Source organism: Paraburkholderia sp. J12, from assembly GCF_905220215.1.
Classification (GTDB): Bacteria; Pseudomonadota; Gammaproteobacteria; order Burkholderiales; family Burkholderiaceae; genus Paraburkholderia.
Genome location: NZ_CAJMZC010000006.1, coordinates 279,645 through 303,080, shown reverse-complemented (window position 1 = coordinate 303,080; position 23,436 = coordinate 279,645). Strand labels below are relative to the sequence as shown.

The window sequence follows — 23,436 nt, the reverse complement described above, 5'->3', positions numbered from 1 at the left end:
CATGCAACTAGTTTCATAAACGGGCAAGGGAATGTATAGTTTTAGAGGAAATCCTTTATCTTCAGTCCAGACACCCTGCTCCCACCCGATGTCGCTTCCTCACGCTTTACTTACTGCCCTCGTCGAACGGTCCTGCTCCGGGTCCGAGCTGGCGGCCCGCTTCGACAAATCGATTGGCTACTTCTGGACCGCCTCCCACCAACAGATTTATCGCGAGTTGGGACACCTTGAAGAGGCGAAGCTCATCGAGTCGTTACCGGAGGAAGCCACCCGGGGCCGCAAGCGCGCTTACCGGATCTTGCCGGCAGGTCGCGACGAACTGAGGCGGTGGATCACGCAGGAAGAAGAGCCCGCCGTGCTGCGCCACGAACTTTTGGTGCGGCTGCGCGCGGAGGCGGTTGTCGGACCCACGGGGCTGGAGAAGGAAATCCGGCGCCGCATCGTGTTGCATGCCGGCAAGCTTGCGCAGTATCGCGAGATCGAGCATCGCGATTTTCCGGAAGAGCCGCAGGACCGGGAGGCGGCGCTGCAACGGGTAGTGCTGCAGGCGGGGATCGACTATGAGAGCGGGTGGCTCGACATACTGAATGCCACGTTAGCGGCGCTGCAGAAACCGTCGCGGAGTTCTGGACCGGCCAAGGGCCGTAAAAGAAGACCGCCTCAATGACACCCGCTCGCCGTGCAATACCGGTTATAGACAATACCGTGCCCGTCCATCCCTGAGATGGTTCGCGTGCCATTGCCGTAATCGGTGATGGTTTCGTTCCAGGTCGAACCGTCCGCCGCCATACCGCTCACGAAGGTCGTGCTGCCGTGGGTTTGAGCAATATGGTTGGCCGTTTCGTTCGCGTTGGCGCCTTCGCTGTCGATCGGGTCCATATTGCCGAAGCGCTGCACGGTATAGTTATTGCCGGACTCGTCCACGCAGTTCTGAAACGCAAGGCTGCCCGAGCAACCGGCAAAGGCGGCGGCGGGTGCCGCGCAGGCGGCAACGGCAATGCAGAAAGTCAGCGCTAGACGCTTCAATTGCAACCTCGAATGACGGCGGACAGGCAACGCGCCGCATTGTACCTTGATAGCTCGAGCCTCTCGCATGCGGTCGAACCCGTCGCGCAGGCAAGGTCGGCGTGCCACGAATACGCCATAAAAAATGACCGCTTCAAAATAAAAACGTTTGCGCGCGTCCATTAAAACGTTTGCCTCAACACGACGAATTCCATTAGCAGAAATACGCCGACACTATTCGCTTTCGGATTCGCAATCCCGGCAACCGGCGCGCAATCCGGCTCAGTGACGAATCAGCCACACAATCCGTGCACCCATATCAAAAGTCACGCTTTTGCATACGCAAAAGACATATCGAACTGATAAGATACGCGCGAATTGAGGATGGCGGCTCGCCGTTCCGGAATACCGCACGAACCTAGACCACTCGTGCCGCCGGATCGAAAAGCCTGCGCCACCAGGCCGCGATGGGGAACGGCCGTTTGTTCGCATGCCTGAGCGCACAACGCACCTGCTACGCCAGAGAGTGCACCGCTCTCTGCATGCTCCCAATCGAACGCCATTCCAGCGCGGGTTCGCCATGCTGCCGGATCGTGCCGTTCGCCTGGCACCCGTCGCTTCATGCGCGGACGGACATCCCCCGACGTTCTGGCCAAGCCCCGGTCGCCGCGCAGGTACCGGGCCTGATGAATGCTGTCGAGTCGTTAGCTACACGAACCAGCCGAACCCGTCATGTCCACTCAGTCGAGTCACCATCACCGCCTTTTCATGGCGTTGGCGGGTGGCGTCAGCGCGGCGCTCAATGCCGGCACATTCGTCGCGCTGTTGCTGTATCACGGGAAGATGAGCGAGTCGCCGTGGCTGCGCATCATGGCCGCCATGCTGGCCGTTGCCGCGTTCGTGGTCTTTGTGCGCTTCCATTTGATCGCGAGCGCGCGTCAACTCTCGTGGATGCTTCGACGCGGCGCACTGCGCTGGTGCCGGCTGCCGTTCGTGCTCGCGATCCTGCTGCCGGGCGCCGACCTGAGCGTAAGAGACCTGTGCGTGTTGCTCGCGCAATGGGCCGTGCTCGCGCTGCCGCTCCAGCTTGCGGGCCTCGCGCTATTGCGCGGCATTGCGCACAGCATCAACAATGCGCCCGGCAATCAGCGCGACGCCATTTTCATCGGCCTGGGTCCCGCGGCGCGCAAGCTGAACCTGCGCCTCACGCGTTCGCCCATACTCGGCATCCGGGTGGCCGGCTACTACAGCGATGCGCCGGTCGTGCCGGACGCCGGTGAAACGCTGCCGCCCCGGCTCGGCGCCTATGCGGATGCGGCCGAGCGCATTCGGGCCAACGATTTCGAGGTCGTGTTCATCGCCACGGGGCGGCTCGACGGCGAACAGACCACCGCCGAGATCGTGAAGCAACTCTACGACTCGACCGCTGCGATCTACTTCGTGCCCGAGTCGCGCTTCGTGGAAGATCTCGCGAGCAACAGCACGGATCTCGCCGGCGTGCCCTTGCTCGCGCTGCACGAGATGCCGATTCTCGGCCTTTCGCGCATGCTCAAGCGCATCGTCGATATCGTCGGCGCAACGCTGTTGCTCCTGCTGTTGTGGCCCGCGATGCTCGCCATCGCGATTGCGGTGCGGATCGATTCGCCAGGCACGATCCTGTTTCGCCAGTTGCGTTATGGCGAGCGCGGCGAACCGATCGTCGTGTACAAATTCCGCTCGATGCATGTCGCTTTTCAGGACGACGAATACACGCGCGATAGCGGGCTGCGCCAGGCGTATGCCGGCGATCGACGAATCACCGCAGTGGGCCGGCATTTGCGCCGCAGCTCGCTCGACGAGTTGCCGCAGCTCTTCAACGTGCTTGGCGGCTCGATGAGCCTCGTCGGGCCGCGCCCGCATGCGGCCGAGCACAATGAAATGTACCGGCGGCTGATTCCCGGCTATATGCTGCGCCATAGCGTCAAGCCGGGCATCACGGGCTGGGCGCAGATCAACGGGCTGCGGGGCGTGACCGACACGCCCGACAAGATGCAGCGCCGCGTCGAATACGACCGCTACTACATCACGCACTGGTCGCTGTGGCTCGATCTGCAAATCCTGCTCAAGACGATCCCTGAGATCATCGCGGGCCGCAACGCGGTATAGCGCGTAGGCGGCTCTGGAATCGCAGGGTCAGCGCAGGCGGCCCATACCCGCACCCGCGCGCTCCATCCGCGCGATGCGCCATTGACGCCAGAAGATGCGAAGGAAGCGCCGGTCGTCAACCAGATAACGACGCCACAAACGCGCGGGATCCTGTTTGATGCGCCAGCACCATTCGAGCCCGTTGCGTTGCATCCAGGCAGGCGCGCGCTGCTGCTGGCCCGCGGCGAATTCTATCGCTGCGCCCGCGCACAGCATGAGGCCGCCCGAGAGCTTGTCCGCGTTGTGCAGCGCCCAACGTTCCTGCTTCGGCATGCCGACACAGACGAACACGATATCCGGTGCCGAAGCACGCACGCGTTCGGCAATCGCATCGCCTTCGGTACCGAGCGGATCGAATGTCATGGAAGGCGCGATGATCTCGAGATTTAGCCCCGGATAGGCCGCCGCGATGCCGTCGAGTAGTTCCCGCTCGTGGCCCGGCCGACCGCCGACGATCATCACTTTCCACCCACGCGTGCGCGCCCGCTCGCACAGCGCCGGCAGCAGATCCGCTCCGGTCACGCGGCCCGGCAAGGGCGTGCCGCACAGACGGCTTGCCCAGACCACCGGCATGCCATCGGCAAACAGGAAGTCGGCAGTGCGATAGAGGCGCTTGAGTTCGGGCTGCTTATCGAGTCGAACCAGGTGATCGACGTTCGGCGTGACCGCTACGCGCGCGCGGCCGTCACGGCGCAACGCGGCATCGCACAGCGCGTCGAGCGCCGTGTCGAACGAGACGGCGGCGATATCGAGTCCGAACAGCGCAATACTGGGCATGAATACAGCAGGCGCGGCCGCGCTCGGTGCCGCGTCTTGATGACGCACACTGCTCATTTTTTCTTGTATCCCCGACTTCCCGGCCGGACATGAACCGGCGCTGCACCGGGAATCCGGTGTCATGCCCCGTCATGCGTCCGACGTGTGGTTTTTCTGGTCTCCTGGCAATGCCAGAATGTCTTTTGCTTTTGATTGCAGATGCGATGGTACAGCGCGTTCGTGACGGCGGATATCGTCATCGTCTTTTTTTCGATACACGGATGCAAATAAAAAGCCGCTAAAGAACCTTTAAAAAGGCTTCGTATTTGCAACGCGAATCGGCTACCATCGCAGCGGCCCGACAATACGGGCAATGGAGTAGTTCAGGTGCCGGCAGCATTCGAACGGTTTAAAAAAGACGGCGCAACGATGTACGAAAATTCATTCGTATGCCCGGATAACCTGTACGAAATGCAGAAGAAAACGTTTGCGCGATTCTTAATCGGCTTTTTCCACGCGCAAGGCCGCGCCTCATGATCGTCGACGCCCGCGAGATCCCCGCCGATACCGTGCTGCACGCCGACCTGTGCATTGCCGGCGCCGGTGCCGCCGGCATCACGCTAGCGCTTGCGCTGGAAGACAGCGGCCTGGACGTGATCGTGCTCGAAAGCGGTGGCGACGAATCCGATCCCTCTATCCAGGCACTCTATGCAGGTTCGGTGGCCGATACGCGGCTGCATCCGCCGACCGAGCATTACCGCGTGCGCCGCTTCGGCGGCTCCACCACACTCTGGGGTGGCCGATGCATGCCACTCGATGCGCTCGACTTCGAGGCACGCGAGGCAATCGCTCATAGCGGCTGGCCGATCGCGCTGACCGACTTGCTGCCCTGGTACCCGCAAGCCAACGCGCTTTGCGAAGCCGGCGAATTCGCGTACACGAGCGAAAGCGCATTCGATACGCCGCAGCGGCCCATGATCGGCGGCTTCGCAAGCGAGATGTTCACGACGCACACGCTCGAACGCTTCAGTTGCCCGACCGACTTCGGCGCACGCTATCGCGCGCGCCTCGCCAATGGCCGCGTGCGTGTGCTCCAGCATGCCAACCTGTGCCGCCTGCCTCTGCAACCCGGAGCCTCGCGGCGCGTGGGTATTGCCGACGTGCGCGTAACGGGCGGGGCCGCGCTACGTGTAGCCGCGCGCGGCTATGTGCTCGCAGCGGGTGGCCTCGAAGTGCCGCGTCTCCTGCTCAACAGTCCCGGTGCGAGCGGCCGCGGACTCGGCAATGCGCACGACGTGGTGGGCCGCTACTATATGAGTCATCTTGCGGGCACCATCGGCACGCTGGACCTGGCGCAGGCCAAGTCCGTGTGGCATGGCTACGATGTCTCGGAAGAAGGCGTTTATTGCCGGCGCCGGCTTGCGCTGAGCGCCGATGCACAGCGCTCGCTGCGCACGGGCAACTTCATCGCACGCCTGCATCACCCGCGCATTCCGGACAGCGGACACGGCAACGGCATTCTTTCCGCACTGTACCTCGCGCGCAGCATCGTCCCCTATGAGTACGCGAAGCGTCTCTACGACGGTTCGCCCGATTGCTACGCGGGTTCCTCGCTCGCCCACCTCAAGAACGTGGTCGTGGATGCGCCGAACACGGCAGCTTTCCTGTGGCACTGGCTGCGCAAGCGCACGCTGGCCGAGCGCAAGTTCCCTTCCGTGATCGTGCGGCCCGCGAACCTGCGCTTCAGCCTCGACTTCCATGCCGAGCAAGAGCCGAATCCTCTGAGCCGCGTCACGCTCGGCAACGAAACCGATGCGCTCGGGTTGCGCCGCATTCATGTCGATTGGCGTTATACGAGCCAGGACGTCGCAACGGTCAACCGCGCGCTGGAAGCCCTCGCGCGGGAAGTCCAGCGCAGCGGCGTGGGCCGCTTCGCCTATGATCTCGAAACGGTCGAAGCGGAGATGACGCGCTACGGCGCCTATGGCGGTCATCACATCGGCACCGCGCGCATGGGGTTTGATCCGCGCACCAGCGTCGTCGATCGCCATTGCCGACTCCATGAAGCCGATAACGTGTATATCGCGAGCGCAGCGGTATTTCCGACTTCGGGCCAGGCCAATCCCACCTTGAGCATCGTGGCACTCGCGCTGCGGTTAGCCAGCCACCTTCGCAACGCAGCGGAACTGGGTGCGTTGTCCGTGCCGGTCGACATCCCCCACCCCGCCACCACGGAATCCGCTTGATGAAAGCCCGCATCCTCGTTCTTGGCGCCAGCGGTTATGTCGGCCGTCGTATGGTTGCGGCATTGGCCAACACCGACTGGGCCGAACCGGTTGCCGCGTCGCGTCGCTCCGGTCGTGGCGTACGCCAGGTCGATGCCGTGGACGCAGCCTCGCTCAGCGCCGCGCTTGCCGATGTCGATGGGCTCGTGAACTGCGTGGCCGGTGCACCCGCAACCATCGTGGCGAACGCTCGCGCATTGCGTACGGCGATCGAAACGCGAAGCACGCCCATCCCTGTGGTGCATTTCAGTTCGATGGCCGTGTATGGGTCGGCCGCGGGCCGGGTCGACGAACAAGCCGAGCTCGACGCGGCAAGCCCGTACGGCCTCGCAAAGCAGGAGGCCGAACAGTTGCTCGCACCGCTTCCCACAGTGACACGCCTGCGCCCCGGTTGTATTTATGGGGCCGGCAGCCCGCAGTGGTCGGTACGTATCGCCGATCTCTTGCGCGCGCGGCGGCTGGGCGACCTTGGTGCGGCCGGTGACGGTTGCAGCAACCTCGTCCATATCGACGATGTCGTGCATGCCGCGCTCGGTGCGCTGCGCACGCCGGAAGCAGGTGGCCGTGCCTTCAATCTGGCGATGGCCGACGCGCCGCGCTGGAATGAGTATTTCGTTGCCTATGCTCGCGCGCTGGGCGCGACGCCCGTGCAGCGGATAGGCGCACGGCGCCTCAAGCTCGAAACGCGCGTGCTCGCGCCGGCGCTGAAGCTCGCGGAAATTGGTGCGCGCAAGGTAGGCATACGCAACCTGCCGCCGCCTGTGCCGCCCTCGCTCGCGCACCTGTGGCAACAGGACATCCGGCTTGACTCACGCCGCGCCGAACAGACTTTCGGCCTCGCCTGGACTCCGTGGCGCGCCGCTCTGCAAGCCGAAGCGAATCGCCCGAACTAGCGACCGGCCGCACGCGGCCGGACACGGTCACACACGCCGCGCCACACCACGGCAAGCGGAAAAACGCCGAGCAGCTTCCGGGCCGCCCACGCAGCGAGAGCGCCGTTCACCGCCACAGCAAGCGACGCCGCTGCCGCTGCACCCACGCTGCCGCCGCCCGGCGCCATCACGGCAAGCCCGATCAGCAGCACCGCAACCGACCCCACGTTGATTCGATACAGCACCGATGCATGTGCGGTCATCCCCAGCAACTCCGGCATCGCCGTGAAGCAGGCGGCCGCGAGTTGACCCACCGCGAGCACACGCAACGCACTCGCACCGGCACCATAACCATGCCCAAAGATCGACAATACGTGCTCGGGCACGAGAAGCATGCAGATCGTGAACGGTACTGCGAGAGCCAGCACGATACCGGTTGCCTGTGCAGCACTCCTCTGCAATCCCTCCTGATCGCGGCGGGCAAAGAGACTGGCGAACCGCGGCGCGGCCATGCCTGTCACGCCGCTAATCAGCAGATTGACCACGAGCGCAAGCCGCCATGCCAATGCAAAGAGACCCGTTTCCCGCGAAGACGCCACGATGCCGAGCACGATGGCCGGCGCCGAAGTGATCAGCAGCTTCGTGAATTCCAGCGTGAACAGTGAGAGACCCGGCTTGAACAAGCGCGCCGGTTGGTGAGACTGTTCGCCCACCTTGGGTACGGCGTCGAGAAATCGCTTGAGCAGGACCGCACCGGTCAGCGCGGCCAGCGCGAAGCTCGCGGCGATGAGAAGCAATGCGTGGGTCACGGTCATCGCGCCGGTCATGACGACCGGGACGGCAGCGACGCAGAAAATCGCGGGCCAGAGCCACGAGTAGATCATCTGACTGCAGCCCACACGTTGCAGTCCGGCCAGCGCTCCTGCAAAAACGGCACCTACGTTTTGCGGAACGAAGGCGAGCGCGCCCAGCATCAACGGCACGGCCAGCGTGGGTTTGTTCAACACGTGTTCAGCGAATGCCACAGCACCCGCCACAAGCATCGCCGAAACGGCCAGGGAAGCCAGCAGCACATACCCGAGCGCACGGCGGATAGCCGGGCGAACGGCCGAATGCCGCCCGGACGCCACGTCCATCGCGATCTGGCGCGTCAAGGCCTGGTCGATGCCGAGGCGGCCGAACCCCGCCAACGCCACCATCGTGCTGAACACGATATAGAAGTTGCCTGTCTCGACCACACCCAGCGCAGCGGCAACGAGCAGATGGAAGCCATAGCGGCTCGGCAGGTCGAGCAAGCGCACGCCGAGGCTGATCAGCGAGCCGCGTATCATCGAAGCGCTGTTGCGCACGCCGCCGCGCGCGGAATCCGGCATCGAACGCGTTTCCGTCTCGCTCACGCGGGTGCTCCATGCAGCACGAACAACGTCACGCTTTGCGGCGGCAGCACCGCGCGCAGCGTGTTATCGGCATAGCGCACGTCGTCAACGCGGGACAGCACGCCGTCCGCAAGCTGCCATCGTTCGGCCGCGCCGGTGCCGGCAAAGTGGGCCAGCGAAACGGCGGCACTCGCCTGCCGGTCCAGTTGCTTGTTGATGACGACCAGCGTCATCGCATGATCGCTCTCGCGCAAGGCAGCAAACGCGGACACGGTATCGGGATCGGGAGCCGTGGCCTCGATGCTCGTCGCGCCAAACGCGCCACCGTTACCGTCGTAGTTGCGGTAAAGCTTGATCGCCTTGTACACCGGCATCGAAGGATCGAGCGTGCCCCAACGGGTCGCCATATCCAGACCTTCGCGGCCGAAAATACCGAGCACGTCGGCCTGCGCGGTGGCGCCGCTCATGAGCGTCTCGCCGCCCCAGTTGTACTCCGTAATGGCGATAGGCGTACCCGGGTAGTAATAGGTGTCCACCCAATGACGCATCAGCGGAATCAATGCCACCACGCTGTTGATCCATGTTGGGTCCTTATAGTGCGGATCCCAGAGATCGCGCGTGGAGCGGTTGCGCGCGAGTGCGATGGCGGGCGTGTCCGCGGCGCCGCTCTCCGCATACTCGCCGCCTTGCGGATAGAAGTGCAGACTGAAGACGTCGACAGGATGCCCGGCTTTTTTCCACTGCGTGAGCAGCCAGGGCACATAGGGCAGATCGCCGGTTTGGTTCTGGCGGTCGGGCGCGTGATCGAAGCCGTGTGCATTCGCGTACTGCTGGTCGAAACCGCTGTAGAAATAACCCTGCCAGCCCCACTCTTCCGGCGCCAGAATCTGTGCCTGCGGATCCGCTGCCTTCACGGCGCGCGAATACGCCAGCACCTTGTCGGCAATCTCCTGCGCGTGGGCGCCGTCTGGATGCACGTCGCGGTGTATCAGTTGCCAGAGACTCGGCTCGTTATCCAGCGCGTAGTAGCGCACGCCCCCCGCCCCCGCACCGCCGAAGCGGCGCACGAGCGACGCCACGCGTGCCCCTTCGTTCTGCGAATCGTCGGGCACCGTGGCGTCGTCGGGATCGTTGCCCGTAATCGGTGCGCCGCCCTGGGCCACGCCGTTGCCGGCGTCGGCGTGGCCGTCCACGTCGTGGTTCGGTTGCGGCCCATATTTGGCAATCGAGAAACTCGCCAGCGTTTGCCGTTCGGGGCCCAGCTTAGCTACGCGACCGAGCATCGGAATGGTCACGATAGGCGCGGCGCCCGCCGCCTGCGTCAAGATCACGAAACGGTCGCCGAACTGGTCGTTGATATCGAGCGGATCGATCGCAAGACTTTCGTAATACCAGTCCTTGCCCGCATTGCGCGCGTCGATGCGCCAGTTATAGGCCGATGCACTGTTACCGCCCGAGCGGTTGAGCGGCACACGCAGATCGCGCAGCGTCGCGGTGCTGCCGAAATTGATCCCGTAGATCAGCGGGCTGATGGGATGCCGCGCCGCTGCCGCATCCACCGCGATGGCGACCGGCGCGGCATCGCCGGAGTTCGCCTCGGTGCATGCAGCGGCGCCCGACAACAACAGCGCGGTGGCGCTCAGGAGCGCGAACAGCTTACGCGGTGCCAGGCGCGGCATGGCCACTCCGGTAGTCGGCTTGAAAATCCGGGTCGCCCAGATCGCCCGCGCGCCACACGTAGACAAAAATCGCGAGGATCACCGCCGTCTCGCCCGGCGTGAGGGTCGGCGGATAGAAGAACGAAATGAGCAGGATATAGATGAGGTAATCGAACAGCGCGCCAAGGAAATCGTCCTCGACTTTCGCACGCAGGCGGCGATAGAAGAACAGGCCGCGCAGCTGGAAAAACAGAATGATCGCCGCACCGACCAGGCCGTATTCGAACACGATGCCGAGCCAGGTGATATCCGCCAGAAAGAAGAAGTGGTGGAAATAGTCGATCAGATTGTCGCTGCTCGTCGAACTGATCGTGCCCACGCCGAACAGCCAGCGCATGGGCTCGCTGCCGAGAAAGCGCGTCGCGAGGACCATCGAAATGCGGCGGGTGTCGAATCCGGTCGCCGCGCTCGTGCTGAATGCCGTGGCGAGATAACCCGCCGAGAACATGGAAGTCAGCGCGAACGGCGCACACACCAGCAGCGCGACGCGCGCGAGGGGGCGCACCCAGAAGAACGTGTTGATGACGAGCACGCCCATGATGCCGATCACCATGGCGCGCGTCTTGACGATCCAGAGCGTCACGGCAAACGCAACGAGCGCCCCGGCAAGGTAGCCGGCATGCCGCTCGAAGAACGCCCGGCGGTAGCAGAAGAACAGCAGGATGAGCGGGAAGTACATCGACATGCGGATGCGATGGCCCCGATTGTCGTTGGTGAAGAACGGCGCCACACCAATTACGTAGGAATCCTGATACCAGCTGGACGGCACCACGACCCACAGCACGATCAACGCGCCGATCACAACGGCCCCCGCGATCAGGAAGCTGCGTTGCAGCTCGCCCAGCGTCGGCCGCAACGCCAGCAGAATAGCGAGGAACGAGAAGAAGTACAGCATCGGCAGCAGCTTCACCTGCGCCGTGATGCTCGTGAAGAAGCTTTCGTGAAAGTAGAACACGGCGGCGAAGCTCGGCACGAGAGCGAGCCACGCAAAGCCGATCAGTATCTGCCGCGTCATCGGAAAGCGCGGCTCGCCGCCGAGGCGCAAAACGGCAGGCAGCGACAGCACCGGAAAGGCCTTCGAAAGCGCCCACAGCGGTGCGAGCGCACTGAGGTAGTGAAAGGTCTGGCCGAACAGCGGCAAGAGCGCGAGCAGACACCACAGCACCCGTGCCCTGACCGGCTCGTTGGAAAAGACAGGGGCGAGCCCTGCCGTCGAAGCGGCGGTTTCCATCTCGTCTCGTTGCTCTTTCCTGAACGTGCCTGGTGTACGCGTGAATCCGGAGCCGACCGGAAGCGGGCGGCTCGCCGCGGCGTTACGGATAGGTGGGATTGTTCGAGATGGTGTAATCGAAGCCCCGATTGAACGGCAGCACCTTGTCGATGTATTGATCGACCCACTGATCGACTTCGGCAATCGACGACTTCGGCACGAACACCACGTCCGCCGTCTGGAGAACGACGTCCTGTGCGGGATCGCCCTTTTGCGTAAGCGCATCGACATCGATCGTGCGCAGCATCGGCCGTCCGTCCGGGCTGCGGCGAATCAGCACAATCTCGTGAGTGCGTGCCGTGTCGAGCAACCCTTGCGCGGCGATGACGGCCTGCATCACGTTCATGCCCGGATGCAGCGGAATTTCGCCGGGCTTCGCCACCTGGCCGCCCACGTAGACGTGACTCGACGACTGCGCGATGGCAACCGAGGCGTGCGCATTCGCCGCCACGCCATTGGCAGCCAGCGCCTTGTTGATGTTCTCTGCGAGTTGGGACACCGAAAGTCCCGCTGCCGGCACCGTGCCGGCGAACGGCATGCTCAGCGTGCCGTCGGGTGCAACGGGCCCGCGATAGTTGAGTTCGCCATTGAACGGCAGCACGACCGAAAGATCGTCGCCGGGCTGAATGCGATAGACGCCAGGCGTCGTATCGACCCACGTTGCGAAGCTGGCTGATCGCTGGTATTGCGGCTCCACCCAGGTGCGGGTGCAAGCGGCGAGCGACATCAGCACCAGGACAAATACCGGGCGGAGTCTGTTCATTTAGCGTGTGGTAATGGGATCCGACTGCTGATTCCGGTCGCGCAAACGATTCACATGAGAAATGTGTCTTTTGGGAACGACAGAGCCCGCGTCAAATTCATAAAAATATCAGGCTACAGCATGTTTTCTTACGTATTATATGCGCCTTCGGTACTTAACCTGTGGGTCTGGAACCACACCGTATGGTTATTACGACTAGAACAAGACCTGACCGCAAAGCTGCTGTCGTCGAACTGACGATTCGGGATTATCTCAACACATTCTTCTACTATCGCAAGGTCGCGATATCGGTATTTCTTTCCGTCGTTTTGCTCGGCGTTGCCGTTGCGGTGATGGTGCCCATGCCGTACCGCGCTCAGGCAACGCTGCTCGTGCTGCTTGCGGGTTATTACGACCAGTCGAACAACCCCAACGGCTCCGCCGGCCTGCAGCCGATGATCGGCCAGCTCGACAGCGTGGAAGCCCAGATCCTCAGCAGCCCTGAACTTCATCGCGATGTCGTCATTTCGAAGCTGGGACCGAATGCCAGCGAGCGCGACATCGACAATCAGGTTCAGGATTTCGAGCGGCATCTGCATATCGAGCAGAACGACGCCGCCAACACCATTCAGCTCACCTATTACGACGCCGACCCGAAAGTGGCCGCAGACGCGCTTTCGCGCCTGCTCGACAAGTATTTCCGCCGGCGCGCGAATGTCTTCACGTCCGGCCGCGTGGATTTCCTGAGCGGCCAGCGCGACGACGTGAAGGCGCAGCTCGACAAGGCCAATGCCGACCTGCTGGCTTTTCAGAAGACGCATGGCATCGTCGATATCGACGACCAGATCTCGCGCTCGGTGCTGCTCGAAAGCCAGCTCGTCCAGCACAAGCTCGAAAACGACAGCAAGCTGGCACAGGACCGTGGCGAACTTCAATCGATGCAGGCTTCGTCGAAGGGCGTCAAGGCAACTATTCCGATCTTCACCGACGACTCGGAAGCCGCGCACGCGCTGGATACGATGCAGCTTTCGCTGATGCAGCTCCAGACGCGCCGTGCCGATTTCGCCTCGCGCTACCTGTCCAACTCGCCGTTCGTGCAGCAACTCGATCAGCAGGTAGCCGACATGCGCGCCAACATCGAGAAGCAGAAGCAGGAAATGGCGACGGCCACGCGTTACGGCCACAACGACTATTACGATGTCGTGCAGGGCAAGCTGTCCTCCCTGAACGCGAACATCGCCGGCGAAATCGCGCTGGCGCAGACGCTCGATGACCAGATCAAGAATGCACGCGCGCGGTTGAAGAACCTGAGCGACGTATCGAGCCAGATGCGCCAGCTCCAGGCGGACCGCGACATTCTGGCCGACAGCTTCAAGGAACGCTCCCGCCAGGTCGAACTGGCGCGGATCCAGCAAGGCCAGGTGAGCCAGGTCGACAGCACGAACGTGCGCGTGATCCAGGCGCCATTCCCGCCCTCCGACCGTAACGTCTCGGGAGGCGTGATCGTCTCGGCCAGCGTTGCGGCCGGCCTGCTCATCTCGGCGCTCGTGGTGCTGGTCCTTGCCAGCCTGCGCGAAACCTTCCTGAGCCCGGAGCAGGTCGAGCGCTCCCTGCTGCTGCCGGTGCTGGCCGCGCCGCTCTCGCTTGGCGGCGTGCGGCGCCCCAGTCCATCGGGCACGGCCGGATCCGATGCGGGCAACGCCCCGCCCCGCCCCGCGCACCTCGCCTACGGGCGCATGATCGCCTCGATCAACGCGAGTACCGACAGCCCGGCCAAGGTGGTCATGGCGCTGTCGTTCAGCCAGAACGACGGATTGCTGCCGGTGATCCGGGGGCTGGCGGTCGAACTCGAGCATCGCTCGGCCAAACCCATCCTCATTCTCGACATGGCGTCCGCACCCAATGCGCCGCTCTACGGCCCGTTGAACGCGCAAGGACTGCTGCCGTGGCCCGGCCACGGTGGCATTCACGAACACGCGGCAGCGCTGCCGGCGGACACCGGGCACGCAAACGACCTCCTCTTTGAACGCGTGGAAGGCCACAACATCGTGGTCGCGCGGCCGCGCAGCGGGTTGTTCGCGTCTTCGTGGCAGCAAACCAGCAGCGTCTTCGAAGCCTTGCGCGAGGCGCACGATTACATCGTGGTGCATGCGCCGCCCGCGAGCCAGTCCTTCGCCGGCATCGAAAACGCGGCGCTAGCCGACGCGACCCTACTCGCGGTTCGCGCCGAAGCCACGCGCAAGCCCGTGGCGCTCACACTGAAGACGCAGGTTCAGGACGCCGGCGGCCGGCTGATCGGCATCGCGCTCACCCACCGGCGCGGCTATATCCCCGACTTCATCTATCGCTTCTTCTAACGTGGCGCCCCGCCCCCGAAACACCATGCCCCAGATCAGTGCGATCTTGCCCATCAAAACGCGGGGCAGGCACTACGCCGACAATATCGGCCGCTGCGACATCCTGTTTTCATCGCTGCGTCACTTCACGACACCGGAGACATTTCATCGCATCGTCCTCGTCGTCCCGCACGACGAAGTCGATGAAGTCAACGGCTACGCGAAAGCCTGGTCCGATTTCCCGATCGAAGTGATCGACGAATCGCAGTACATGGGGATTTTCGGCGAGTTCTCGCAGCGTCATCAGATTCGCAACTGGCACCGGCAGCAGATCATCAAGCTCTTTGCGCCCGCATGGATCGAGACCGAGTATTTTCTCGTGCTCGATCCCGACTGCTTCGCCACGCACACCTTCGACGCGAACACCCTGCTGCCCGGGGACAAAGCGCTTACGCATCTGCAACCGCGCAACGTCGAACCCTACTACTGGGAAGCTTCGGCCAAACTGCTTGACGTCGATCCGCAGCTGGAGCGCGACGGCATATGGTGGACCCCGGCCGTTCTGTCGCGCACGCTCTGCCTGAGTCTCCAGCAGCGCCTCGAAACGGTACATGGCACCGACTGGCGCCGGGTGTTGCTGGCCAACTACGCGGTGGACTGGACCGAATACACGCTGTACTGGCTCAACGCCGAGCGCGAAGGTTTGCTGGAGCGCTATCACACCGCGCCGCAACCGGGCCAGCGCGCGCTGCATGCGGCGGAAAGCGTGTGGTTCGCGGAGAAGATGGAAGCGTGGAGCGACGCGCGTCATTTCGCGCCTGAAAGCGACGGCCTCTTCGCCGTGGTTCAGAGCAACACGCGCATTCCGCTGGAGCGCGTGGTGGAAAAGCTTTCCCCGCATTTTCCGGTCAAGGTTCAGGCTTATCAGCGCCATTTCGACCCGGCGTTGAAAGGCGCCGAGCTCTACTCGGCCGTGGCGCGCCGCGGGCTCAAGCTGCTGAACAGGTTGCGCGGCTAACGCCGCACAACCTGCAGCATTCAGCCTTCGTTCGGAATGCCATCGATCGGGCACTCGGCCGTCCCCGGGGTCGAGCGCGTGAGCGCTTCGACCCGCCGGCGCGTGCCTTCGGGATCTTCAACCCAGTCGCGATAGAACCCGAACGGGCAGGCCGCTACGCCGTTCGCGCTCTCGCCCGAATTGATCGTGCCCGTGTATCCGCGGTGCAGCAGCTTGTACAGATGGTTTTGCGACTGCATGTTGCGCCGCGCATCGCGGATCATCGAGAGAGAAAGTTCGGCATACTGAACACCCATCTCCTCTTCTCCGCATTCGCCCAGCGTACGCCCGTCGAAACCGACGATCGCCGAGTGGCCGAAGTACGAATACACGCCGTCCCAGCCCGTGGCATTCGCCACGGCGACATACGTGTTGTTCATCCATGCCATCGCCTTCGCCACCATCACCTGCTGCTCCTTGGCCGGATACATGTAACCCTGGCAGCGCACGATCAGCTCCGCCCCGTTCATCGCGCAGTCGCGCCAGATTTCGGGGTAGTTGCCGTCGTCGCAGATGATCAGGCTGATCTTGAGCCCCTTCGGCCCTTCCGTCACATAGGTGCGGTCGCCGGGATACCAGCCTTCGATGGGCGTCCACGGCATGATCTTGCGGTACTTCTGCACGATCTCGCCGCGATTGTCGATCAGCACGAGCGTGTTGTACGGCACCTTGTGCGGATGCGCCTCGTGCCGCTCGCCGGTCAGCGAAAACACGCCCCACACGTTGGCCTTGCGGCATGCGGCCGCGAAAATATCCGTTTCCTCGCCGGGTATCGTCGAAGCTGTGTCGAACATCTCCTGGCGGTCGTACATGATGCCGTGCGTCGAATACTCGGGAAACACCACGAGGTCCATGCCCGGCAACCCCTGTTTCATGCCGACCACCATGTCAGCAATGCGGCGCGCGTTGTCGAGCACCTCCGCCTTCGTGTGCAGGCGCGGCATCTTGTAGTTGACCACCGCGACGCCCACACAATCGCGGCTGCTTGAAATATCACCATGTCGCATGGTTCGTTCTCCTTGATCTAATGGCTGATCATCCAGGGCCGTCCTGCCGGCCGCTTGAGTCCCTCGGGCGAGGCGCCCGCGAGCTTCGCGCCGCCGCCCGAACAGCAACTGCATCCCGGACGATGGCGCAGCGGCGGCCCCTCCCCCGACTGACGCGGCGCATGCGCGGCCCGCTCGTTGGTCGCATGCGCGCTGCGGCGTGCATGCCCCATCAACGCAAGGGAGGGCGCCGTCATCACGCGCCCGCTCTCGCTGCCGCAATCGGGGCAAAGGCACGGCTTTTCGCGGTCCGCGATGCGGCGCATGACGGAAAACGGCCCGCAGCTTGCGCACTCGAAGTCGTAGATCGGCATGACCGCCTCTCCTGGTTACGTTGCCTCAAGCCTTCGCGAGATCGGGCGAGCACGGCAAGTCCACCCCGCCCTGGATGTGCCGGATCGGCCCTTCGGCATTCGGGCGGATATCGAAGTCGAAGATCTGCGTGGGCAGCCACAAGGTGGCGCAGGCGTTCGGAATATCGACCACGCCGCTGATGTGCCCCTGCACCGGCGCGCAACCCAGCAGCGAATATGCCTGCGCCCCGGAATAGCCGAACTTCTTCAGATATTCAATCGCGTTCAGACACGCCTGGCGGTACGCGACCGTCACGTCGAGATAGTGCTGGCCGCCCTGCTCGTCGACGGAAATGCCTTCGAAAATGAGGTAATCGTTGTAGGTGGGCGTAATGGGACTCGGCTGGAACACGGGATTGCGAATGCCGTATTTCGCCATGCCGCCCTTGATGAGATTCACGCGCATGTGCACCCAGCCGGCCATTTCAATCGCGCCGCAGAACGTGATCTCGCCGTCGCCCTGGCTGAAGTGCAGATCGCCTACCGAGAGACCCGCGCCATCCACGTACACCGGGAAAAACACCTTCGAGCCGCGCGAAAGATCCTTGATGTCGCAATTGCCGCCGTGTTCGCGCGGCGGCACCGTGCGTGCGCCCTGCGCTGCGGCCTTGTCGCGCGCCTCGCCCGCCAGCTTGCCCATATGCGCCGTCGCTGCGAACGGCGGATTCGCAAGCGGCGGCACGCGCTCCGGGGCCGTTGCGATCAGGCCGGTCTCGCGCGCATTCCACGTTTCGAGCAGTTTCGGATCGGGCAGGCACCCGATCAGGCCCGGGTGAATCAAGCCCGCGAAATTCACGCCGGGGATATGGCGCGAACTCGTATACACGCCGTGAAAGTCCCAGATCGACTTTTGCGCCTCGGGGAAATGGTCGGTGAGAAAGCCGCCGCCATTCGTCTTCGAAAAGAAGCCGTTGAAGCCCCACTGGCTATCGGCCTTCGCGCCGATGTCGAGCAGGTCCACCACGAGCAGGTCGCCGGGTTCCGCGCCGTGCACGCCCACCGGGCCGGACAGGAAGTGCACGATCGACAGATCGATGTCGCGCACGTCGTCGGCGCTGTCGTCGTTCTTGATGAAACCGCCGGTCCAGTCGTAGGTTTCCAGAATGAAATCGTCGCCGGGCTTGACCCAGCAGGCCATGGGAATATCGGGGTGCCAGCGGTTGTGCACCTGCTCGTTTTCGTAGGCGGACTGGTTCAGGTCGACCTTGATGAGAGTTTCGGGCATTGCATTCGCTCCTGGGTTCGAAGGTTCGAGGGTTCGCGGGTCGGGACAGATGGCGCGGCAGGAAAGCAGGAAAGCGCCGCGCCGCACTCACACGGAGAGGTATTCGCGGATGCGGTCGGTATCGCCCGCGCCGCGCGTGCTTTGATGCACGAAGCGGCCGCCTTCGATCACGAACAGCCGGTCCGCCACATCGAGCGCGAAGCTCAATACCTGCTCGGACACCACGATGGCGATGTTGCGGGTCGCGCGAATCTGGTTCAGCGCCTTCGCGATGTCCTTGATGACCGAAGGCTGAATACCCTCGGTGGGCTCGTCGAGCAGCAGCACCTTCGGGTCGGTCGCGAGCGCGCGCGCAATGGCGAGTTGCTGTTGCTGCCCGCCCGAAAGATTGCCGCCCTTGCGCCGCCGCATCTCGAACAACACGGGAAAAAGCGCGTAGAGATCGTCGGGCACCCGTTGACTCTGGGCGTTTTCGAGGCCCGTCTGGATGTTTTCCTCGACGGTGAGCGAGGCAAAAATCTGCCGCCCTTGCGGCACATAACCGATACCTTTCGCCACACGCCGGTAGCTTTCGTCTTTCGACACGTCGGCGCCGCCCACGCGCACGGTGCCGCGATTGGCGGGCAGCATGCCGATCAGCGCCTTGAAGAGCGTGGTCTTGCCCATGCCGTTGCGGCCCATCACCGCCACGCTTTCGCCGTTCGCCACGGAAAAGCCGATGCCGTGCAGCACTTCGCTCTGGCCGTAGCTCACGACGAGATCGTCCACTTCGAGCATGATGTGTTCTCCGTTGTCGCGTTCAGTGGCCAAGATAGACGTCGATCACGCGCGGATCGGCCTGTACCTGCGCCATCGGCCCTTCCGCGAGGATCTTGCCCTGATGCATCACCGTGACCTTGTGCGCGATGCGCTCCACGAACGCCATGTCGTGCTCGATCACGATCATCGAGCGATTGCGGCAGATGCGATCGAGCAATTCGGCGGTCAGTTCGCGCTCGCGCACGCTCATGCCCGCAATCGGTTCGTCGAGCATCAACAGTTCGGGGTCCTGCATCAACAGCATGCCGATCTCCAGCCACTGCTTCTGGCCGTGCGAAAGCAGACCCGCTTCGAGATCGAGCGAAGCGGCGAGGCCGATCTCTTCGGCCACGTCGCGCACGCGCCCGGCCACTTCGTCGTCTTCGCGATAGGCCAGCGCGCCGAACACGCTGCGCCCGCGCGGAAACGACACCTCCAGGTTCTGTGCAACGCTCAGGTTCTCGTAGATCGAGGGCGTCTGGAACTTGCGGCCAATGCCTTTGCGCACGCGCCGGAACTCCGCAAGCTTCGTGATCTCTTCGTTGCGAAACTTGATGCTGCCGGCCGTTTCCTTCGTCTTGCCGCAGATGAGATCGAGCAGCGTAGTCTTGCCCGCGCCGTTCGGTCCGATCACCACGCGCAACTCGCCGCGTTCGAGATAAAGATTGAGCGAATCGATCGCCTTGAAGCCGTCGAACGACACAGTCAGGTCTTCGATGGCGAGCAGAAAGTCGGTATTGCTCATGCTTCACGCCCCCTTGTTCGCCGCACCGAGCAGCCGCCGCACGCGCGGCCGGACATGCTCTTCATAGAGGCCCGCGAGCCCGTTCGGAAACACCATCACCACGCCGATGAACATCGCCGCCATCAGATAGAGCCAGAGGTTGGGAAAACTCTCCGAGAACCAGCTCTTGCCGAGATTGACGAGAATCGCGCCATACACCGCACCCACGAGCGACATGCGCCCGCCAATGGCCGCGTAGATCACCATTTCGATCGACGGCACGATGCCGACGAACGACGGCGACATGAAGCCCACCTGCAGCGTGAACATGGCGCCGCCCACGGCCGCCAGCAGCGCCGCCAGACAGAAGGCAAACACCTTGAACATGGCCACGTCGTAGCCGGAGAAGCGCACGCGGTCCTCCTTGTCGCGCATGGCGAGCAGCAGCGTGCCGAGCTTGCTGCGCTGAACCCAGCGGCACGCGAGCAGTGCACCGATCAGCAGCACCGCGTTGACGAAGTAGAGAACCAGCTTGGCGTGGTCCGTGCGAATATCCCAGCCGAGCAGCGTGCGCAGGTCGGTGATGCCGTTCACGCCACCTGTATAGCCCTGCTGGCCGATGATGAGCACCGAGAGGATCAGCGCGACCGCCTGCGTGATGATCGCGAAGTACACGCCGCCCACGCGGCGCTTGAACATCGCGTAGCCGATCACGAAGGCGAGCGCCGTCGGCACCACGAGCACGGCCAGGATCGAGAACGGCAGCGAGTGAAACGGCCGCCACCAGGCGGGCAGCGCGGTGAGCTGGTTCCAGTCCATAAAATCAGGAATGCCTGGCGTGGTCTGCGTGTGCGTGGCGGCCGGGTCGGACGCTTCGAGCTTGAGGAACATCGCCATCGCATAGCCGCCGAGCCCGAAGAACACCCCCTGGCCGAGACTGAGCACGCCGCCGTAGCCCCACGCGATCACGAGCCCGATCGCGACGAACGCGTAGGTGAGGTACTTGCCCATCAGGTTCAGGCGAAACGTGTCGAGCGCGAGTGGAAACACAACCACGATCAGCAGCGCGAGCAGCACGATGCCCGCATAGCCCGATGCATCGAGCCGCACCGCGAGCGCGCGCCAGCCGCCCGGCGCCGCGCCGTGCGCGGATCGCGGGGAAACGCCGCCCGCCGCGGGTTGGATGGGTTCCATGTCCACCTCTCCGTACGAATGAAACAGTGAATGACCCGGCGCGCCGGGGTATGACCGAACCCGACGATCCCGCTCAGACGCGCCGGACCTTCGACGCAAAGAGCCCCTGCGGACGCAGCATCAGGATCACGACGACGGTGAGCAGCGTGAGCACCCGCGCGGTCGAGCCCGAGAGGAAGAACTCGCTGATCGACTGCATCTGCGCGATGCCGAATGCCGAGGCCACCGTGCCCAGCAGGCTCGCCGCGCCGCCGAACGTGACGACGAGAAACGAATCGACGATGTAGAGCGAGCCGCTCGTCGGCCCGGTCGAACCGATTGCGGTGAACGCCGCGCCCGCCACGCCCGCGATACCGCAACCGATGGCGAAAGTCATGCGGTCGGTGCGCCGCGTGTTGATGCCGGCCGCGTTCGCCATGGGCCGGTTGGCGACCGTTGCGCGCACCCGCAAACCCCAGCGCGACCGGTAGAGCGCAAGCAGCAGTCCGCCCGTCATCAGCAGCGCGAGCCCCATCACGAACATGCCGCTCACCGGAATGTCCAGGCCCTGGGCGGGCTCCCACGACCCCATCAGCCAGTCGGGCAGCGCGGGGCTCACCTCCTTCGGCCCGAAGGTCGAGCGAAACACCTGCTGCATGCCGAGACTCAGGCCCCAGGTAGCGAGCAGCGTATCGAGCGGTCGGCGATACAGATGGCGAATCAGCGCCCATTCGGCAAGCCACCCCGCCGCGAACGCAAGCCCGAACGCGGCGATGATCGCGAAGAAGAAGTACACCGGCGTCAACGCATGCCAGATGTTTTGCGCGAACCACGAGAACATGTAGACCGTGTAGGCGCCAATGGTCATGAATTCGCCGTGCGCCATGTTGATCACGCCCATCTGGCCGAAGATCACGGCGAGCCCGAGCCCCATCAGGAGCAGAACGCTGAACAGGCTCAGACCGGCGAAGCCTTGCATCAGCGTGATGTTGAAAATGTCGGTAGCAGACATCGAACGCTCCTCGCGCGGCGGCGCCCAGCGTCGCCGCGCCGCTGCGGTTGACGGATTACATGTAGCCCTTCGGGAACGGATTCGGCGGGATCGGCTGCGCCGACTGCGCGACGACCTTGAACTGCCCGTCCGCCTGGCCCTCGCCGATCAGCGAGCGGCTCCACAGGTGATGGTTCGCATCGACCTTCGCGTAGCCTTGCGGCGCATTGGCCACTTCGATGCCCGCCGAGGACGCCACCACCTTGTCCACGTCGAAGCTGCCCGCGCGCTCGCATGCGGCCTTCCAGATCCACGGGCCCAGATAGGCCGCCTGCGTGACGTCGCCGATCACCGCCTTCTGGCCGTAGCGCGCCTTGAACGCCGCGACGAACTTCTTGTTGTTCTCGTTATCGAGCGACTGGAAGTACTTCATCGACGAATAAAAGCCCGCGAAGTTTTCGCCGCCGATGCCGAGCACCTCGTCCTCGGTCACCGAAAGCGTCAGCAGGAACTGCTTCTGCGGCGTGATGCCGGCCGACTTGAGCTGCTTGTAGAACGCCACGTTCGAGCCGCCCACCACGGTCGCGAAGATGCAGTCGGGGCGCGCGAGCTTGATCTTGTTCATCAACGAGGCGAACTCGGTCGTGCCGAGCGGGTAATACTCTTCGCCCACGACCTTGGCGTTCAGGTGCTGTTCGATGTGGCGGCGCGCGATCTTGTTCGACGTGCGCGGCCAGATGTAATCGGAGCCGATCAGGAAAAACGTCTTGGCCTTCTTCGTGTTCGAGGCCCAGTCGAGTGCCCAGAGAATCTGCTGGGTGGCTTCCTGACCGGTGTAGAACACGTTCTTCGACTGTTCGAGACCTTCGTAGAAAGTCGGGTAGTAAAGCAGGCCGTTGTCCTTCTCGAACACCGGCAGCACCGCCTTGCGCGAGGCCGAGGTCCAGCAGCCGAACACGGCCGCGACGTGATCGTTTTCCAGCAGCTTCTTCGACTTTTCCGCGAAGGTCGGCCAGTCGGAGGCGCCGTCTTCCTGAATGATCTGGATCTTGCGCCCGAGCACGCCGCCCATGGCGTTGATCTGCTCGATCGCGAGGCGCTCGGCCTGAATCGACCCGGTTTCGGAAATCGCCATCGTGCCCGTGGCCGAGTGCAGCTGGCCTACCGTCACCGTCGTATCCGTGACCGCGAGGCCTGTGGTGTTGACCTTTGCCGTAGGCGGCACCTGCGCAAACGCGGTGCGCGGCAGCCCGAGGGCCATCAGCGGTGCAGCGGCGAGGCCGCCGATCAGGCGCCGGCGCAGCGGCGAGGGCATGCGGGCATCGTCATCGATTCGATCGTCTGCGGACATCACGTTCTCCTTATCGGGTGCCCTGCGCACGGAGGTGCGGGGCCGGGTCTGGGTTGGACGCAATGTAGAAAGCCAATTTGGCGATCGAAATACGTCGATTGACGTATTCCCCGCAATCGCGCTGGAATGTAACTTGCTCCGGACCTCGATCCCGTCGTTTCTGCACCAATCCGG

General features: G+C 63.6%; 21 protein-coding genes. 7 read left to right on the top strand and 14 right to left on the bottom strand.

The features are described from left to right. Positions 1–88 precede the first annotated feature (88 nt). Positions 89–667: a PadR family transcriptional regulator gene (locus tag U5760_RS16355; RefSeq protein WP_322013183.1), complete on the top strand. Its 579-nt coding sequence runs from the start codon at positions 89–91 to the stop codon at positions 665–667. Here the strand turns inward: U5760_RS16355 and U5760_RS16350 are convergent. Then, positions 661–1,188 carry a hypothetical protein gene (locus U5760_RS16350; RefSeq protein ID WP_322013181.1) on the bottom strand — a complete coding sequence of 176 codons (528 nt, stop codon included), beginning with the start codon at positions 1,186–1,188 and terminating at the stop codon, positions 661–663. The genes U5760_RS16355 and U5760_RS16350 overlap by 7 nt on opposite strands. Positions 1,189–1,737: 549 nt before the next feature. Here U5760_RS16350 and U5760_RS16345 point away from each other — a divergent pair. Then, a complete protein-coding gene (locus tag U5760_RS16345; protein WP_322013179.1) occupies positions 1,738–3,150 on the top strand; it encodes an undecaprenyl-phosphate glucose phosphotransferase in 1,413 nt (470 codons plus the stop codon). Positions 3,151–3,177: 27 nt separating this feature from the next. On the opposite strand, the gene U5760_RS16340 is transcribed toward U5760_RS16345, so the two are convergent. Beyond that, positions 3,178–3,966 carry a WecB/TagA/CpsF family glycosyltransferase gene (locus tag U5760_RS16340; protein WP_322013178.1) on the bottom strand — a complete coding sequence of 263 codons (789 nt, stop codon included), beginning with the start codon at positions 3,964–3,966 and terminating at the stop codon, positions 3,178–3,180. A 366-nt stretch (positions 3,967–4,332) separates the two neighbouring features. Between U5760_RS16340 and U5760_RS16335 the strand changes: the two genes are divergently transcribed. From U5760_RS16335 to U5760_RS16325, 3 genes are read left to right on the top strand one after another with little or no spacing between them, the layout of a single operon-like run. Then, the gene (locus U5760_RS16335; protein WP_322013176.1) at positions 4,333–4,482 is read left to right on the top strand and encodes a hypothetical protein; all 150 of its coding nucleotides are present in this window, start codon (positions 4,333–4,335) and stop codon (positions 4,480–4,482) included. Next, entirely contained in the window at positions 4,479–6,191 is a 1,713-nt protein-coding gene (locus tag U5760_RS16330) for a GMC family oxidoreductase (protein WP_322013174.1), read from the top strand. Before U5760_RS16335 ends, U5760_RS16330 begins: the two co-directional genes overlap by 4 nt. Further along, on the top strand, positions 6,191–7,123 hold the full coding sequence (locus U5760_RS16325; protein WP_322013173.1) for an NAD-dependent epimerase/dehydratase family protein: 933 nt from the start codon (positions 6,191–6,193) through the stop codon (positions 7,121–7,123). The genes U5760_RS16330 and U5760_RS16325 overlap by 1 nt, the downstream gene beginning before the upstream one ends. Here U5760_RS16325 and U5760_RS16320 read toward each other — a convergent pair. From U5760_RS16320 to U5760_RS16305, 4 genes are all read right to left on the bottom strand, one after another. Then, the gene (locus U5760_RS16320; protein WP_322013172.1) at positions 7,120–8,499 is read right to left on the bottom strand and encodes an oligosaccharide flippase family protein; all 1,380 of its coding nucleotides are present in this window, start codon (positions 8,497–8,499) and stop codon (positions 7,120–7,122) included. The genes U5760_RS16325 and U5760_RS16320 overlap by 4 nt on opposite strands. Continuing rightward, entirely contained in the window at positions 8,496–10,157 is a 1,662-nt protein-coding gene (locus U5760_RS16315; RefSeq protein ID WP_322013170.1) for a glycoside hydrolase family 44 protein, read from the bottom strand. Before U5760_RS16315 ends, U5760_RS16320 begins: the two co-directional genes overlap by 4 nt. Beyond that, positions 10,135–11,427, bottom strand: coding sequence for a hypothetical protein (locus U5760_RS16310; RefSeq protein ID WP_322013169.1), 1,293 nt, complete (start codon positions 11,425–11,427; stop codon positions 10,135–10,137). Before U5760_RS16310 ends, U5760_RS16315 begins: the two co-directional genes overlap by 23 nt. A gap of 82 nt (positions 11,428–11,509) precedes the next feature. Continuing rightward, entirely contained in the window at positions 11,510–12,229 is a 720-nt protein-coding gene (locus U5760_RS16305) for a polysaccharide biosynthesis/export family protein (RefSeq protein ID WP_322013167.1), read from the bottom strand. 182 nt (positions 12,230–12,411) lie between these two features. Between U5760_RS16305 and U5760_RS16300 the strand changes: the two genes are divergently transcribed. Then, positions 12,412–14,565: a hypothetical protein gene (locus U5760_RS16300; protein ID WP_322013165.1), complete on the top strand. Its 2,154-nt coding sequence runs from the start codon at positions 12,412–12,414 to the stop codon at positions 14,563–14,565. Positions 14,566–14,590: 25 nt separating this feature from the next. Beyond that, positions 14,591–15,562, top strand: coding sequence for a DUF6492 family protein (locus U5760_RS16295; protein WP_322013163.1), 972 nt, complete (start codon positions 14,591–14,593; stop codon positions 15,560–15,562). 20 nt (positions 15,563–15,582) lie between these two features. Here the strand turns inward: U5760_RS16295 and U5760_RS16290 are convergent, their stop codons facing one another. From U5760_RS16290 to urtA, 8 genes are all read right to left on the bottom strand, one after another. Further along, entirely contained in the window at positions 15,583–16,608 is a 1,026-nt protein-coding gene (locus U5760_RS16290) for an aliphatic amidase (RefSeq protein WP_322013162.1), read from the bottom strand. Between the two features lie 17 nt (positions 16,609–16,625). Continuing rightward, complete coding sequence (locus tag U5760_RS16285; protein WP_322013160.1) at positions 16,626–16,961, bottom strand: zinc ribbon domain-containing protein; 336 nt, start codon at positions 16,959–16,961, stop codon at positions 16,626–16,628. A gap of 25 nt (positions 16,962–16,986) precedes the next feature. Then, positions 16,987–18,225, bottom strand: coding sequence for a formamidase (gene fmdA / locus U5760_RS16280; RefSeq protein WP_322013159.1), 1,239 nt, complete (start codon positions 18,223–18,225; stop codon positions 16,987–16,989). An 87-nt stretch (positions 18,226–18,312) separates the two neighbouring features. After that, positions 18,313–19,002, bottom strand: a complete 690-nt coding sequence (gene urtE, locus U5760_RS16275) for an urea ABC transporter ATP-binding subunit UrtE (RefSeq protein WP_322013158.1) — start codon at positions 19,000–19,002, stop codon at positions 18,313–18,315. A gap of 22 nt (positions 19,003–19,024) precedes the next feature. Continuing rightward, a complete protein-coding gene (gene urtD / locus U5760_RS16270) occupies positions 19,025–19,768 on the bottom strand; it encodes an urea ABC transporter ATP-binding protein UrtD (RefSeq protein ID WP_322013157.1) in 744 nt (247 codons plus the stop codon). 3 nt (positions 19,769–19,771) lie between these two features. Beyond that, positions 19,772–20,941: an urea ABC transporter permease subunit UrtC gene (urtC, locus tag U5760_RS16265; protein ID WP_322013155.1), complete on the bottom strand. Its 1,170-nt coding sequence runs from the start codon at positions 20,939–20,941 to the stop codon at positions 19,772–19,774. Positions 20,942–21,014: 73 nt separating this feature from the next. Beyond that, the gene (gene urtB, locus U5760_RS16260) at positions 21,015–21,932 is read right to left on the bottom strand and encodes an urea ABC transporter permease subunit UrtB (protein WP_322013153.1); all 918 of its coding nucleotides are present in this window, start codon (positions 21,930–21,932) and stop codon (positions 21,015–21,017) included. A 55-nt stretch (positions 21,933–21,987) separates the two neighbouring features. Further along, positions 21,988–23,262 (bottom strand): urea ABC transporter substrate-binding protein, encoded by a 1,275-nt coding sequence (gene urtA, locus U5760_RS16255; protein ID WP_322013151.1) that lies wholly within the window; start codon positions 23,260–23,262, stop codon positions 21,988–21,990. Between the last annotated feature and the right edge of the window lie 174 nt (positions 23,263–23,436).